Below are 14808 nucleotides of genomic sequence, written 5' to 3' on the forward strand. Positions count from 1 at the left end.
TTATGAATAATAGAGTAAACTATAGCCTAATCGGGTTTTTAGTACTTTTTTCTTTATCTCTTATGATGGCATTTGGGTATTGGCTTTTAAAGCCCTCTAAAGAGATTGAAATGAGAATGTATGCTATCTATTTTAATGAGTCAGTTTCAGGTTTAAACTTAGATTCTCCGGTAAAATACAGAGGTATTGATGTCGGTAAAGTTACAGCACTAAATATTAATCCGAAAAATCCGGAACAAATTGAAGTTTTAGTAAGTATTTTAAAATCCACTCCCATAAAATCATCTACGGTTGCACAACTTACTTCACAAGGAATTACAGGACTTAGCTATATCAATTTAAGTTTTGGCAATGAAAATGCTGAACCTATAATAGTTCAAAAAGGTGAGAAGTATCCGGTTATCAAAACAATTCCTTCACTACTTATAAAAATTGAAAATACATTTGGAAATGTATCTATAAATATGGTTGAGATACTTCAGAGAATACAGCATTTATTAAAAGATGAAAATCAGGAAAATATCTCTTTAGTGCTAGAAAATAGCGCTCTTTTGCTCTCTAAAATGAATCAGATATTAGATGATAAAACAATTCTTAATTTTAAACAAACTATTGAAAATTTAAATAACTCTTCAAAAAAACTTGATGAAATGATGCCAAAAATAACTGTTTTAATAGAAAAAAGTACTAAATTTGAAGATAATATGGCTTTATCGCTCAATTCAATAATGAATAGTTACCTTGAAGTAGAAGATTCAATGTCAACATTTAAATCCGCATTACAAAGCGGAGAATTTAATATAAAAGCAATTACGAGTGAGATGGTGCATAATATAAACGGAACACTTTTTGAGATGCAGCAGTTGATTGTAAAAACTCAAGAAGTTATTGACAAATATGAAAGAAGTCCGGCTGATGCTATATTTTTACAAGAAGAAATTAAAAAAGGACCTGGAGAGGAGTAGAGATGAAAACAGCTCTAGCTATAATTATGATCCTGTTTATATCAGGATGTACAACAATTAAACCTGCTGTTACAAAGTATAAGCTTGTTTCAGCAGATAATTCAAAGATATTTAGTGCCGATGTAGATGGATGCAAAGATAAGACAATAAAGATTTCTCAAGCATTTAGTTTATCGTCTTTAATGCATTCAGATATGAAATATACAGAGTTTCAAAATAGAGTTTTTTCATATTCTCAAGCTCAGTGGCAAGAGTCACCTAATGATTTTATAACTTTAGAAATTTTAAAAAGCATACGAAACTCTAACTTATTTAAAAGTGTTCAATCTTCAAAATCAAGAGGGGAAAATGATTTTATATTAGAGAGTAATATAGAAGAGTTTATGCAGTTTTACAGTGAAGATTTAAAAAATTCATATGTCAATATGGTTATAAGCTTTACGCTGATTGATTCTAAAACAAACACTATAATTGAATCAAAAACTTTTAATTCAAGAGTTGATGTTAAAACTCCTAATGCACAAGGTGGTGTGGAGGCTTTAAATATTGCTTTGTCTGAAATAATTTTTAAAAATATAGAGTGGCTTAATGGAGTTTGCAGATGATAAAAGAGAGTGAGTATAAAAAAAGAAGAGATCTTCTGGCTAAAAAAATGCTAAATAATTCAGTTGGAATTATTTTTAGTGCTGAGTATACAACAAGGTCCCATGATACACAGCACCCTTTCAGACAAGATAGTAACTTTTACTATTTGACCGGTTTTAAGGAGGACAATGCTGTTTTGGTTTTTATAAAAACTAAAAACAAATATAAAACAGCTCTTTTTGTTCAAAAAAAAGATGAATTATTAGAGCTTTGGACAGGAAAAAGGCTTGGCGAAAAAGAAGCTAAAAAAAGATTTCAAGTGGATAAGGTATATACAAGCGATAAATTAAAAAAAAGATTTAAAAGCTTTGTAAAGAATAAAAAAAATATCTATTGTGAAGTAAATTCAAAAAAACAAGAATTTAAAAAGATTTTAAAATTAGTAAAAGATTTTAAAAATAGATATGACATTACACAAATAGTACAAAAAATGAGATTATTTAAATCTCCTGCAGAAATAGAATTGATTAAAGAATCAATCGCTATAACAGCCAAAGCACATCACAGAGCTATGTGTTTAAATAAAAGAAACAAATATGAGCACGAGCTTCAAGCAGAGATAGAGCATGAGTTTAAAGTAAATGCTGCTTACAGTGATGCGTATACATCTATCGTTGCATGCGGCAATAATGCAAATACGCTTCATTATATAGAAAATGATAAGCCTTTGATAGACAAAGAGCTGATTCTGATTGATGCAGGCTGTGAACATAACTATTATGCAAGCGATATAACAAGAACAATTCCAGTAAACGGAAGGTATACACAGCCACAAAAAGAGCTCTATAATCTTGTTTTAAATACACAGCTAAAAATTATCAACATGATAAAACCGGGAGTAAAAAGAACTCACTTGCAGGAGATTGCAGAAAAGATGTTGACAAAAGGGATGGTTGAATTGGGAATTTTAAAGGGTGATTATAAAAAATTGATAAAACAGCAAAAGCATAAGAGATATTATCCTCATGGAATAGGGCACTGGATGGGAATAGATGTTCATGATCCTGCGCCATACAAAGATACAAAAAACCAAGAAATACCACTCCAAAAAGGCATGGTTTTAACTATAGAACCGGGTTTGTATATAGATAAAAATGATAAAAGTGTGCCGAAAAAATATCGTGGTATCGGAATAAGAATAGAAGATGATATTCTGGTTATAAAAGATGGAGCGCAAAACCTCTCTAATGCTATCGTAAAAAGTATAGAGGAGATAGAGGCTTTAGCTAATTATTGATTATAAGAGTAGCTCCAACCGGTTAAACTTTTCTCTTTTGCTTCATGAAAATTTTCGGAATCAGCGAGAAAATCTATAACAAACATAGGCACATTCGGTATATCTTTTTTGTCTTCTTGCTTAATTAAAAGCATAGGCATAAAAGTTTCTTGAGTTCCTTGAGAAAATCCTACAGGCATAATTTTGCTCATAACTTCTGCAGGATTTTTTATACTGTTTTCATTTAAAAATTTATTAAAAATGGCTTCTTGAATATCTCTTGGCAACTCTTCATGTGTATTTAAAAATATAGTAAAATGAATAGGCGTATTTTTAAAATGCTCAGGAGCGGGTGCTGCCATAATAATATATTCAACACTATTTAAATGCTTTTTAATTTCAGGGATACTTAAATATTTGAGAGTTTTTATAGCTTTTGCTTCCACTTAGCTATTTTCCTCTTTAATAATAGGTTCACCTCTCTCTTCTTCAATCTCCTTTTGGAGTTGCGCCATTTTAAATCTGATTTCATTTATTATTATGGGATGAATATCTTCATTTTTATTCCATTTGACTTCATCTATAATGCCGCCATATTTATTACCAAGTTCTTCTATTTTTTTGGAGTACTCTTGTAAATCTTTGCATATTTCAATAGTGCCATCAATAGTATCTTTGAGTTCAATATACCAATCAGTTTTACTACCTTCAACCATTTTTATAGTTGATTCAAATATAACAGACAAAACTTATCTCTCCGTTTTATCAAAATTTTTAGCAAATGTTGTTAAATCTTCTTTTTTCTTTAAATCACCATTGTATCTTATTGCAGATGCAGGAATACTGTCATCATTTAACATTTTTGGAACTGCATCGCCATTAGCAATAACTTCCATATGTGCATCAAGCTCATCTTCACTATAAGACATCTGCATATCAGCAGCTATTACATGCGGGATATCTTCAATGACTCTTAGTTTTTCTAACTCTTCTGAAACTGCTTCACCTTCAATTGTTATAATAATTCGCCCTTTTTCATCATGCATATGATAATCACATACTTCACAATCTTTAAGATTTTGTACCACTTCGTCTAAATATTTTGGTAATGTTTGAACGACTATGCTTGAAATATTCATTTTTTTTCCTTTTGTTTTTAAATTGCCTGTAAAATAGTTTTTCACAAGCTTTCTCAACTCTCTTCTTAAAAGAGTTTTTCAGTTATTCGTAAATTACTCTTCTTATTTTTTCACCATTTTCTTTGCGTATTTTATCGTATAATCTTTGATGTTCTAACTTTTCGTCATACTCTATCGGAGTTCTTAATGATTTATATTCAACAAGCTCTCCATCTTTGTAAACACCAGAAACTATAGCTTTAACCCAATAGTGACCTTTGTCTTTTCGTAGATTTTTAACAACACCTATCCATTGATTTCCACTTTTTAGTGTGTCCCACAACTCTTTGTAAACGCTCTTTGGCATATCAGGATGTCTAACAATGTTATGAGGTTTTCCTAAAAGTTCTTCAAGAGAATAACCGCTTATTTCACAAAAAATTTCATTTGCATAAGTAATATTACCTTTTAAATCAGTTCTTGATGTTATAACTTCATCGTAAGGTACTTCTGTCTCTATTAAAAATTCACTTTCATTATACTGCATCTTTTTCCTCCTGGTTTGTTATTTTACATTATATAAATTAATAACATTTGCATCACTTGAAACTAAAAATTCTTTTTCATTTATAAAAACTATTTTTGAAATTGTCATAGGATTGCCGCCGTATATACCGATCTTGGATTTAGTAATAGTATTTACTAAAGTTACATTGTTGGCTTCATCGCTATAGTATCCTACAATTTTACCGCTTGGAGATAGCCCAACACTGTAAATTAAAAAATCAGATTCTAAATAATAGGATGAGTTTAATTTTGGAGTATATATAACAGTTCTTCTATCTTGGCCGGCTGTTGCAATAATACCGTTTTTATAATCCACCTGAAATACATTGTCTAGGTTTTGACCGGCTAATAGTTTTATGCGTTTTCCATCTTTCGTACTATGAATTTTTAAATCTCCGCTCTCATCAGCAACTACAACTTCAGATTTTGACTCATTTAAAACAAAGTCTGAAAATTTTGCGGCTGAAACTTGAATTATCCAATTATTAGAATTATTTTTTATATTGTATGAAACAAGCTCGTTGCTTAACAATCCCAATAAAATAGTATCGCTATTTAAAAATTTAGCTTTTGCTATTGTAAGTGCTTTATTATAATCAAATAAAAGTTCAGTTTTTCCGTTTTGATGAAGATGAACTCTTCTAAAACCTTGTTTGTCCTGTGATAAAATTAGTATTTTATCATCGATAACATCAACAGAGTAAACCTTTGAGTGCACAACATCACCCATAAAATCTGTTATTTTAGGTATCTCTATTTTTTTGATAAGTTCTCTGCTTTTAAAATCAAAAATATCTACACAGCTGGCATTTGTTGCACTGTATACCTTTCCATCTTTATATAACAGATCTACAACTGGTCCGCTTGAAGTAAATTGAGAGACAGGTTGTTTAATCTCCTGTGAAAAAAGAAGTGTTAACAGTAGTGTTATTAGAGTAATGATTTTCATTATAGTACCTTTATATGTATTGCATTTGTCGGACACCTGCTTATGCAAAACCCACAAGCTGTGCATTTATCATTTATTGTCGGCATAAACATAGCCTGAAAATCTATCGCATTATCTAAACATGGATCTTTGCAAGAAAAACACATTGTATGATTCCAACTTAAGCAACTGTTTTTATTTATCGTTATTGTAGCATTAATGAGCTTTTTGTTTTCTATATTTAATACTCCAAATTTACATGCTTCAGCACACTTGTCGCAATATGTGCAACCACTATTTGAAAATACTAAATATGGTGTTTTATCATCTGAAATTTTAATTATATCTTCTTCACAAACAGTGGCGCACGCTGCATCACATTTGCTACACTCATTATGAAAAAGAGATTCATCTGTATAATATGGCGGTCTTAATAATTTCTCTTGCTTTCTGCTGCTTTTTAAAGAGGAAGCAAGAGAGCTAAAGAGCTCTCTTCTTTGCATTAGTGAGCTGCACCCTCTAAAACACCAGCTTTTGATTCGCTGTTGTCAAGATCTTCTTCAGTTACATAGCTTGGACCGCCAATAACAGTATCTAAAGATTCAGTAAGCTTTGTTCCGTTCCAGCTTGATTTTTCTGCACCGTCTGCCGATGTATACACAGGCTCAAATGTATTTTCTACAAGTAGATTACCTTGAGATTGCGGAGCATGACATTGTGAACAGTTGTATCTTGCACCTTGAAGTTGTTTATTCTCTTTAATAGCAACTTCATTTTTTAAGTTATCTACTGCTTTTGTAAAAACACCGTTAACCATCTTATGTTTAGGTCTAAAATCCGTGAAATGTGATACAGGAATTGGTGTAGCACCCATTGCAGTAGCTATTTCCGGCATATGGCAGCCAGTACACTGATTGTCACCGATCTTAATCGGTAGCATACCAGTTGTATCATGAGGAACCATTGGCGGAGCATCTTGAAATGCTCTTTGGATTCTTGAACTTGTTGTAGCTTGCGCTGTTCTATATTCAGTTTTTGTAGATACAGTAGCATCTTCAGAGTATAGGTCAGTTTTTCTTAAACCTAATGACTCTTCAGATACAGTTTGTACTACTTCTGTTTTTGATGAAGATTTAGCATTAGTATCACCTACACAACCAGTCATTAGCAGTGTAGCAGCAACTAAACCAACCGATATTTTTATCATTGTTTTCATTATTACTCTCCCTTTTTTTTATCATTTACTAGTTTTCTTATTGAAAAACCAAGAGCATCATCATCACATACTTCTATACATCTTCCACAATTCGTACACTCTCCAGAGAGTACAGGAATGCTTTCTTTACCAATCATATATAGAACCTGCTGCTCAGGACAAACAACTTTGCATTTCATGCATAAAGTACAATTTTCTTCATTGTGATGTACTCTTACTAAGCTGTTCTTGCCTATTAATGAATAAAATCCACCAAGTGGGCAGATATGTCCACACCAACCATTTTTTAAAACAAAAAGATCAAAAAGAAAAATAATGAGCATTGCTGCCCACCCAAAGCCAAAACCAAATATAACACCTCTATGTAACATAGAAATAGGTGATATGTATTCAAAAGCTGTAACACCCATCATAAAGGATATAATCAGACTTAGTCCTAAAACCCAATATCGCATATCGCGTGAGGCTGGTTGTTTTTTTGCAATGTTGTCAATTTTCAACTTTCTTCTTAGTAGAGCTGCTGCATCCGTTATGAGATTTACAGGGCAAACCCAGCTACAAAATGCACGACCGCCGACTATCAGATAAAATATTGCAATTATCAAAGCACCTATTAGTAAATCTGTTGCTATTACAGCACCAGCTGCAAACATTTGTAATGCTGCGTAAGGATCACTTAAAGGAATGATTTCAAATACTAATGATGAACTGAGATTTCCCATAAGGACAGTCCAACCCCATGCATTTGCTCCAAAATACAAAAACAACAAGCCAATTTGAGTGGTTCTTCTAAAGAAAAGATAGCGATATTTATTCCAAAGTGTTTTCATTAGTATAAATCTCCCATCCCGCTATTTAAAGAGTCCATGGCTTTCTCTTTGCTTAGCTCTGTTTCTGTTTTTATTTCTGTAGCTTCTTCCATACGGCTTTCATCAGATTTATCCCAGCCTTTTATGTAGTAATTACCAGCTTTACCCATTGCCACCTCTCTTGGAAGTACAAAGATAGATGCTTTTTCCGTAACACAAGCTTTTTCACAAAGTCCACAACCCGTACAAGCATCTGCATGAACAACAGGTGTCAAATATGCGTGTTTTCCTGTTCTCTCATTTTTGTTGTATTCGACAGTTATTGCTTCACCTAATATCGGACAAGCTCTATAACATGCATCACATTGAATACCCCAAAAAGCAATACAAGTTTCTCTGTCTATAACAGCAAGACCCATATCCGCGATGTTTATGTCAAGTTTACCATCCGTTGTAACACTTGCTTCATCAAGTGCACCTGTAGGACATACAGGCACACATGGAATATCTGGACACATATAACAAGGAATATCTCTAGGAATAAAATAAGGCGTACCTAAAGGTTTGTTATCACCTGGTTTTGCAAGTAATAGAGTATCATAAGGACATGCCTCAACACAAAGTCCGCATTTGATACAAGTTTTTAGAAAATCTTCTTCCTTTATGGCACCAGGCGGCCTGAGTATAAGAGAGCTAGCTGTAACTTCATCTACATATGCGCTCCATACTAAACCACCTAGAGCTGTAATACCAGCACCTCGAGCCATTGTTAAAATAAATTTTCTTCTATCACTTTCTGTTTTGTTTCTCATTCTATATAGATAGCTTTTTATTTATAAAAGCTATCTCTCCTTTTTGTTTTTAGTAAATTACGCTTTATAAATTTTTACAGCACATTTTTTATAGTCTGTTTGTTTTGACATTGGACATGTCGCATCTAAACAAACTTTATTGATAAATACTTTTTCATCGAACCACGGAACAAACACTAAACCTCTTGCAGGTCTGTTTCTACCACGAGTTTCAACTCTAGCTTTTACCTTTCCACGGCGTGATTCTACCCAGCATAAACCGCCTTGTTTAAGGCCTTTAGCTTCTGCATCTTTTGGATTCATGTAGCATAAAGCCTCTGGAACAGCACGATAAAGTTCAGGTACACGCATTGTCATAGTTCCTGAGTGCCAGTGTTCTAGTACACGACCTGTACATAACCAAGTGTCATATTCTTCATCCGGCATTTCCGGTGGATCCATATATGGACGAGCAAATATCTTCGCTTTGTTTGCTAATGATTTTTGTTCAGTATTTTTATCCATTCCAGTTAAGTTACCAAATTTAAGTGATTTAGCAAGTGTTCCATAGAACGCATGTGAATTACCTGTCTCTTTTGTAGCTTTAGCTGCATAAGGATCATATTTAGCGTTAAATCTCCATTGTGTTTCTTTACCGTCAACAACCGGCCATTTAAGACCACGAACTTTATGGTAAATATCAAACGGTGCAAGGTCATGACCATGTCCGCGTCCAAATGCCGCATACTCTTCAAAAAGATATTTCTGAATAAAGAAGCCATATCCTTTAAATACTTTTCCGTCACTTCCTACAACATTTCTGCTGTCTCCGTAACCTTCACTATTGTCATATCCTTTTTGAATTGGATCATTTTGGTCAAGTTTGTATGACTTAGCAATATCGTTTGCATAAAGAATTTCAAACATAGTAGTATCTTCACTATATCCCATTGCTTTTGCTTGTTCTATAACACTAGGAAGAGCTTTTTTTCTTGGACCTGAAGGTGCCCATTCACCCCATAAATCTTTAACTGTAAATCTTTTTGAGAGTTCAACCCACTGCCATGTATCACTCATAGCATTTCCTACTGGAAGAACTTGTTGTCTCCAAAGTTGTGTTCTTCTTTCAGCATTACCATATCCGCCCCATTTTTCATAAATCATCGCAGATGGTAAAACGAGGTCAGAAACTTTTGCAGAGATACCAGGGTATCCATCAGAAGTAACAATAAAGTTGTCCATCTCACGCGCTGCTTTAATCCAGTGTGTAGCACTTGCAGAATCTTGATACGCATTACAAACATTTACCCATGCAAATTTGATAAGCCCATCTTCGATATCACGATGAATTTTCATAATATGTTGTACGCCAACTGGGTTGATTGTTCCTTCTGGAACCATCCATTTGTTTTCAGTGATTTTTCTATGTTTTGGATTTGCAACCATCATATCAGCTGGAAGTCTGTGACAGAATGTACCAACTTCACGAGCAGTACCACAAGCAGACGGCTGACCTGTTAAAGAGAATGCTCCAGAACCAGGAACAGCTTGTTTGTTTAACATAAAGTGTACATTGTATGAAAGTGTATTTACCCATGTACCGCGAGTATGTTGGTTCATACCCATTGTCCAGAATGATACTACTTTTCTATCTTTTTCAATATATAGATCTGCTAATGCTTGAAGTTTTGCTTTAAAGCTCTCTAAATCTTCATCCGGATCACCTTTAACTATCCTAGCTGTGTAGTCTAAAGTATAAGGTTCTAAAGATTTTTTATACTCTTGAAATGAAATTTCCCAGTGACCAAGAGTACCAGGAATATTTTCCATTACATCACCCTCTTTATATCCATAAGGCTCTAATGCAGGTGCTTCTTTTGCAGAAACTTTTTTCTTCATCTCTTTAGAGATAGTTTCCATCTCTTTAGCAGTATATTTACCGTCTTTAATTGATTTTTCATCACTTCTTCTCATACCATAACCAATGTTTACAGGCCCTACTGTAAAGATGATATGTTTTTTAATGAAATCCCAGTCAATAATGCCTTCTGCCTCATCTCTCATTACAATTTCTCTAGCGATATAGTTCCATATTGCCAAGTCTGTATTTGGTGAAAAGATAATCTCTATATCTGCAATATCTGATGTTCTATGTGTATATGTTTGGATTGACACAACTTTTACACGATCTGGATCTGAAAGTTTTCTGTCAGTTACACGAGACCATAAAATCGGGTGCATCTCTGCCATATTTGAACCCCAAGATACAACAGTATCCGTCAACTCGATATCATCATAACATCCTGAAGGCTCATCAATACCAAAAGTTTGATAAAAACCAACAACCGCAGAAGCCATACAGTGACGAGCATTTGGATCAAAAGCATTTGATCTAAATCCGCCTTTCATCATTTTTTGAGCTGCATAACCCTCCATAATAGTATATTGCCCTGACGCAAATACACCGACTCCTTCCGGTCCAGCATGTTTTAGTGCTTTTTTAATATGGAATTCCATCTCATCAAAAGCTCTTTCCCATGATACCGGAGCAAATTTACCTTTTTTGTCAAAGTTTCCATTTGCATCAACTCTGAGAAGTGGTTGAGTTAATCTATCAGCACCATACATGATTTTAGCATTAAAGTAACCCTTAATACAGTTAAGACCACGATTTACCGGTGCAGCTGGATCCCCTTTAACAGCAACGATTTTACCGTTTTTTGTTGCCATCATAATACCACAACCTGTACCACAGAAACGACAAGCTGCCTTGTCCCATCTCCAGTCGCCTTCAGCTTGATTAGCCGCTGCTTTTAGCTCTGTCGGCACATTCATACCAACAGCTGCTGCTGCAGATGCTGCCGCTGAACTTTTAAGAAACTCTCTTCTTGAAAGTGACATATTTTCTCCTATATGATAATTTTTAAAACACTTGTAGTAAAAACTACGACTACTATAATTTTTGTTAAGGTGTCCATTAACAAATCTATAGTATCACTTTGAGGCTTTTAAAATCTTTGATCTATGTCAAAATATTAGTTTTTTAAGCTAAGAATAATTTTATATTTCGAATATGTAGATATAAGTAGCACTTAAAAATAAAATAAAATTAAGTATATTTTATTAAACTTTTTGATTCTTAAGATCTTGACAGCTTTTGGTTAGTTTTTCAAGCTCTTTTTTTAGATTCATTAACTTTTTTGTTGAATTTATAAGTTCTTCTGTAGACTCAATAACAATATCTTCACTATTGTTTAAATGCTTAGTTACTAATGATTTGTTTTTTAATTTATTGATAATAGTATCAAACTCATCAGTAAGTTCTTCTAATTTTGATGAAGCTTTTTCCGACTGGTTGAGTGCTTCATTTGAGTACTCAACTGCTAAATTTATTTTTTTGATAAAACAGTTTATTGTGTCACTTACTTCAATAATTTCACTTTCGCTTTCAGACCCTACTTTTAATGGAGCTAAATTTGATATATTTTTACTTTTTACTAACATTTTTGAATATTTCATAAATGAATTAACATGAGATTCTATTGATTTTAACTGCATAAGCGAGTATGCAAAAAGTAAAAAAAGTATTGCACCTGATGTATATTGAAAAGTTTTTATAAAATTTGTTTTATCTTCACTGTATTTTGTGTACATTGCAACCAGTTTATCTACATTGTCGAGCAATATTGTATTGTTTTTGTATATAGATAAAATTATTTCTTTTAGTTTAGCTTCATTGTTTTTGTTTGAGTTTATAATTACTTTGAAATTTTGAACATCTTTGTAAAAAGAGTTCCATAAATTGCTTACTACAATGAGTTGAGTAGATATTTCATTCGTAGGAACAGCTAACACTTTTTTATTGTTATCTGTGTTTTTTAGGATGCTTAGCCCGTTAGCAAATTCATCACAAGCTTCGTCTAATTCAGTAAAATCTTGTGTAGAATCATAATTTATATAGAAAACATTTTTTGCTATTTTTTGGGTTAGCATTCTTTGTTTTCCGGCAATATTTATCGTCAAAGCATCTTTAATATTTTGTTGATTTAAATATATTGTTGTTGCTATAACACTTGTTATTAAAAATATTAGTAAAGCACCGATAAATTTTATTTTTGTACTAATTTTTTTTGTTTTAATCATAATATTTCGCCTCTATATAAATTTTGGAGCATTTTATTGTTTAAAATAACAATCTTTGATTTTTCTATATCTATAATAGAATTTCTTTTAAGTTTTTTTAAAACTCTAGATAAAGTTTCAGGCTGTATATGAAGCATAAAAGAGACTTCATGCCTTTTAAGAGAGTTAAACATCTCTAAATCATCACATAAAGAAAAAGCAACTTTTGCAGTTGCATCAAAAACAAGTTCTCTATTTATAACACAATGTAGTTGTTTTGTTTTTAATAATATTTCATTTATAAATTCATTGTTTAATATATTTTTGGATAAAAAATTCGCTTTAAATTCTAAAAAATCAATCTCTAAAACAATGCTTTCTTCCATAAATTCGGCATTTGACATGCAGTATATTGTGTCGTTTTCGAGTGTTGTAAGCTCAGATATAAGAGAGTCTTTATGTATATGATATAAAAATATTTCATTTTCAAATTTATCTATTTTATATATTTTTAAAAGACCTGATACTAAAAAAAAGAGTTTATTGTTTAAATCATTTTCATAAAAAAGTATAGAGTTTTTTGGATAAGTAATGATTCTTGATATATTATTAAGGATATCTAATTTTTCATTATCAAGAGAATGAAAAAAAGAGAGCTGTTTTATAAAATTTAATTTTTCATTTGTATCTGTTATGTTTTTTTCTGTCATATTTACTTCTTTTTGACTTTTTTAACCAATATTTCGCTGTTGATTTTATCTTGTATTATAAAAAAATTTTAATAATATAATTTTTTTGTTTGATATGGCATTTTTATTTTTAATAAAAATATATTTATTTAATGAATTTCGCAAGAATAGTACAACTAAAAATATGAAGCAATTATCTTAATATATATTTAAATATTTTAGCTTCGAAATTTATTCGAAGCTAAAAAAATTTAGCAAAAATGATTAAACTAATCCCTGCTCAATCATGGCATCTGCCACTTTTCTAAATCCTGCAATATTTGCACCCAGAACTAGGTTTGTAGGCTCACCAAATTCAGCCGCAGTTGTACTTGCATTTACAAAAATATCTTTCATTATTTGAGCCAATTTAGCATCCACCTCTTCAAAAGTCCAACTGCTCATAGAAGCATTTTGCTGCATTTCCAGCTGGCTTGTCGCAACACCGCCGGCATTTGCCGCTTTACCGGGACCGTAGCAAATTTTTGCATCAATGAACGCGTGAACAGCCTCAAGAGTTGAAGGCATATTTGCACCTTCGCTTACACAAACACAACCGTTTGTAAGAAGCGTTTTTGCATCATTTAGGTTAAGTTCATTTTGAGTAGCACTTGGAAATGCTGCATAACAAGGAATACTGTAAACACCATTGCAACCCTCAGGGTACTCTTCAACAGGAGTATATTTTGCATTTGGTCTACTTTTTACATACTCTGTTAATCTCTCTCTTCTTACCTCTTTTAAATCTTTTAAAAGTTCTAAATCGATTCCATCTTCATCATAAATCATACCGTTTGAATCACTGCATGTAACAGGGATTGCTCCAAGATGGTAAAGTTTTTCAATTGTATAGATAGAAACATTACCGCTTCCTGAAACTACACATCTTTTACCCTCTAAAGTCTCACCTCTATCTTCAAGCATATATTTTGCAAAATATACCGCACCATAACCTGTTGCTTCAGTTCTTACCAGTGAACCACCCCATTTAAGTGATTTTCCTGTAAGTACGCCTTCATATCTATTTGCAAGTTTTTTGTACATACCAAACATATAACCGATTTCTCTGCCGCCTACACCGATATCTCCAGCCGGAACATCTGTGTTCGCCCCAATATGTCTGTAAAGTTCGCTCATAAAAGCTTGGCAAAATCTCATAATTTCATTGTTTGATTTGCCTTTTGGATTAAAATCACTTCCGCCTTTTCCGCCGCCGATTTGAAGACCTGTCAGTGCATTTTTGAAAATTTGTTCAAATCCTAAAAACTTAATTACGCCTGCATTTACGCTCGGGTGAAATCTAAGGCCGCCTTTGTATGGTCCAAGAGCCGAGTTGAACTCTATTCTGTAACCTTTGTTTACTTGGATTTCGCCGTTATCATCAACCCAGTTTACTCTAAAGAGTATTTGTCTCTCAGGTTCAACAATTCTCTCTATAATTTTATGTTCTCTATATTTTGGGTATTTTTCCATTAACGGTCTAAGTGACTCCAAAACCTCTTCAGCAGCTTGATAAAATTCTGTTTGAGACGGACTTGATCTCTTTAAATATTCAAAAACATCTTTTACATATGGCATATACTTTCCTTTTGTTTAGTTTCAAATAATATTACTATAAGATATATTAAATCTTTATAATATTAATAAAATTTAATGAATATTTAAATAATTCAGCATATGTTAAGTTATTTTTAATTTGACAA

16 protein-coding genes are annotated in these 14808 nt (G+C 32.5%); 3 read left to right on the forward strand and 13 right to left on the reverse strand.

Translation table 11 applies throughout. The annotated features are described in order from the left end of the window. Positions 1 to 2 precede the first annotated feature (2 nt). From CVO_RS02325 to CVO_RS02335, 3 genes are read left to right on the forward strand one after another with little or no spacing between them, the layout of a single operon-like run. Positions 3 to 965 carry an MlaD family protein gene (locus CVO_RS02325; protein WP_241690991.1) on the forward strand — a complete coding sequence of 321 codons (963 nt, stop codon included), beginning with the start codon at positions 3 to 5 and terminating at the stop codon, positions 963 to 965. Between the two features lie 2 nt (positions 966 to 967). Then, on the forward strand, positions 968 to 1570 hold the full coding sequence (locus CVO_RS02330; RefSeq protein ID WP_159569763.1) for an ABC-type transport auxiliary lipoprotein family protein: 603 nt from the start codon (positions 968 to 970) through the stop codon (positions 1568 to 1570). After that, the gene (locus CVO_RS02335; protein WP_159569765.1) at positions 1567 to 2847 is read left to right on the forward strand and encodes an aminopeptidase P N-terminal domain-containing protein; all 1281 of its coding nucleotides are present in this window, start codon (positions 1567 to 1569) and stop codon (positions 2845 to 2847) included. The genes CVO_RS02330 and CVO_RS02335 overlap by 4 nt, the downstream gene beginning before the upstream one ends. Here CVO_RS02335 and CVO_RS02340 read toward each other — a convergent pair. From CVO_RS02340 to gdhA, 13 genes are all read right to left on the reverse strand, one after another. Next, positions 2841 to 3272 carry a hypothetical protein gene (locus CVO_RS02340; RefSeq protein ID WP_152299749.1) on the reverse strand — a complete coding sequence of 144 codons (432 nt, stop codon included), beginning with the start codon at positions 3270 to 3272 and terminating at the stop codon, positions 2841 to 2843. The two genes, CVO_RS02335 and CVO_RS02340, sit on opposite strands and share 7 nt — an antisense overlap. Continuing rightward, positions 3273 to 3572, reverse strand: a complete 300-nt coding sequence (locus tag CVO_RS02345; RefSeq protein WP_159569767.1) for a hypothetical protein — start codon at positions 3570 to 3572, stop codon at positions 3273 to 3275. 3 nt (positions 3573 to 3575) lie between these two features. Next, positions 3576 to 3965 (reverse strand): chaperone NapD, encoded by a 390-nt coding sequence (locus tag CVO_RS02350; RefSeq protein WP_159569769.1) that lies wholly within the window; start codon positions 3963 to 3965, stop codon positions 3576 to 3578. Positions 3966 to 4047: 82 nt separating this feature from the next. Continuing rightward, the gene (locus CVO_RS02355; RefSeq protein ID WP_159569771.1) at positions 4048 to 4491 is read right to left on the reverse strand and encodes a PAS domain-containing protein; all 444 of its coding nucleotides are present in this window, start codon (positions 4489 to 4491) and stop codon (positions 4048 to 4050) included. Positions 4492 to 4509: 18 nt separating this feature from the next. Next, on the reverse strand, positions 4510 to 5460 hold the full coding sequence (locus CVO_RS02360) for a WD40 repeat domain-containing protein (protein WP_152299745.1): 951 nt from the start codon (positions 5458 to 5460) through the stop codon (positions 4510 to 4512). Beyond that, positions 5460 to 5942 (reverse strand): ferredoxin-type protein NapF, encoded by a 483-nt coding sequence (locus CVO_RS02365; protein ID WP_152299744.1) that lies wholly within the window; start codon positions 5940 to 5942, stop codon positions 5460 to 5462. The genes CVO_RS02360 and CVO_RS02365 overlap by 1 nt, the downstream gene beginning before the upstream one ends. After that, entirely contained in the window at positions 5942 to 6655 is a 714-nt protein-coding gene (locus CVO_RS02370; protein ID WP_152299743.1) for a nitrate reductase cytochrome c-type subunit, read from the reverse strand. Before CVO_RS02370 ends, CVO_RS02365 begins: the two co-directional genes overlap by 1 nt. Positions 6656 to 6657: 2 nt before the next feature. Continuing rightward, the gene (napH, locus tag CVO_RS02375; RefSeq protein WP_152299742.1) at positions 6658 to 7485 is read right to left on the reverse strand and encodes a quinol dehydrogenase ferredoxin subunit NapH; all 828 of its coding nucleotides are present in this window, start codon (positions 7483 to 7485) and stop codon (positions 6658 to 6660) included. Next, positions 7485 to 8276, reverse strand: a complete 792-nt coding sequence (gene napG, locus CVO_RS02380; RefSeq protein WP_152299741.1) for a ferredoxin-type protein NapG — start codon at positions 8274 to 8276, stop codon at positions 7485 to 7487. Before napG ends, napH begins: the two co-directional genes overlap by 1 nt. Before the next feature lie 57 nt (positions 8277 to 8333). Next, positions 8334 to 11156 carry a nitrate reductase catalytic subunit NapA gene (napA, locus tag CVO_RS02385; protein WP_152299740.1) on the reverse strand — a complete coding sequence of 941 codons (2823 nt, stop codon included), beginning with the start codon at positions 11154 to 11156 and terminating at the stop codon, positions 8334 to 8336. Positions 11157 to 11378: 222 nt separating this feature from the next. Beyond that, complete coding sequence (locus tag CVO_RS02390; protein ID WP_159569773.1) at positions 11379 to 12398, reverse strand: type IV pili methyl-accepting chemotaxis transducer N-terminal domain-containing protein; 1020 nt, start codon at positions 12396 to 12398, stop codon at positions 11379 to 11381. Further along, positions 12395 to 13087, reverse strand: coding sequence for a Crp/Fnr family transcriptional regulator (locus tag CVO_RS02395; RefSeq protein WP_152299738.1), 693 nt, complete (start codon positions 13085 to 13087; stop codon positions 12395 to 12397). The genes CVO_RS02390 and CVO_RS02395 overlap by 4 nt, the downstream gene beginning before the upstream one ends. Positions 13088 to 13330: 243 nt before the next feature. Beyond that, positions 13331 to 14683 (reverse strand): NADP-specific glutamate dehydrogenase, encoded by a 1353-nt coding sequence (gene gdhA / locus CVO_RS02400; RefSeq protein ID WP_159569775.1) that lies wholly within the window; start codon positions 14681 to 14683, stop codon positions 13331 to 13333. Positions 14684 to 14808 lie beyond the last annotated feature (125 nt).

The sequence above is a fragment of the Sulfurimonas sp. CVO genome (assembly GCF_009883775.1).
GTDB classification, from domain to species: domain Bacteria; phylum Campylobacterota; class Campylobacteria; order Campylobacterales; family Sulfurimonadaceae; genus Sulfurimonas; species Sulfurimonas xiamenensis.

Excerpts from the sequence above, each read along its gene's own strand:
- CVO_RS02325 (WP_241690991.1), top strand. The coding sequence starts at position 3 with ATGAATAATAGAGTAAACTATAGCCTAATCGGGTTTTTAGTACTTTTT.
- CVO_RS02330 (WP_159569763.1), top strand. The coding sequence starts at position 968 with ATGAAAACAGCTCTAGCTATAATTATGATCCTGTTTATATCAGGATGT.
- CVO_RS02335 (WP_159569765.1), top strand. The coding sequence starts at position 1,567 with ATGATAAAAGAGAGTGAGTATAAAAAAAGAAGAGATCTTCTGGCTAAA.
- CVO_RS02350 (WP_159569769.1), bottom strand. The coding sequence starts at position 3,965 with ATGAATATTTCAAGCATAGTCGTTCAAACATTACCAAAATATTTAGAC.
- CVO_RS02355 (WP_159569771.1), bottom strand. The coding sequence starts at position 4,491 with ATGCAGTATAATGAAAGTGAATTTTTAATAGAGACAGAAGTACCTTAC.
- CVO_RS02360 (WP_152299745.1), bottom strand. The coding sequence starts at position 5,460 with ATGAAAATCATTACTCTAATAACACTACTGTTAACACTTCTTTTTTCA.
- CVO_RS02365 (WP_152299744.1), bottom strand. The coding sequence starts at position 5,942 with ATGCAAAGAAGAGAGCTCTTTAGCTCTCTTGCTTCCTCTTTAAAAAGC.
- CVO_RS02370 (WP_152299743.1), bottom strand. The coding sequence starts at position 6,655 with ATGAAAACAATGATAAAAATATCGGTTGGTTTAGTTGCTGCTACACTG.
- napH (WP_152299742.1), bottom strand. The coding sequence starts at position 7,485 with ATGAAAACACTTTGGAATAAATATCGCTATCTTTTCTTTAGAAGAACC.
- napG (WP_152299741.1), bottom strand. The coding sequence starts at position 8,276 with ATGAGAAACAAAACAGAAAGTGATAGAAGAAAATTTATTTTAACAATG.
- napA (WP_152299740.1), bottom strand. The coding sequence starts at position 11,156 with ATGTCACTTTCAAGAAGAGAGTTTCTTAAAAGTTCAGCGGCAGCATCT.
- CVO_RS02390 (WP_159569773.1), bottom strand. The coding sequence starts at position 12,398 with ATGATTAAAACAAAAAAAATTAGTACAAAAATAAAATTTATCGGTGCT.
- CVO_RS02395 (WP_152299738.1), bottom strand. The coding sequence starts at position 13,087 with ATGACAGAAAAAAACATAACAGATACAAATGAAAAATTAAATTTTATA.
- gdhA (WP_159569775.1), bottom strand. The coding sequence starts at position 14,683 with ATGCCATATGTAAAAGATGTTTTTGAATATTTAAAGAGATCAAGTCCG.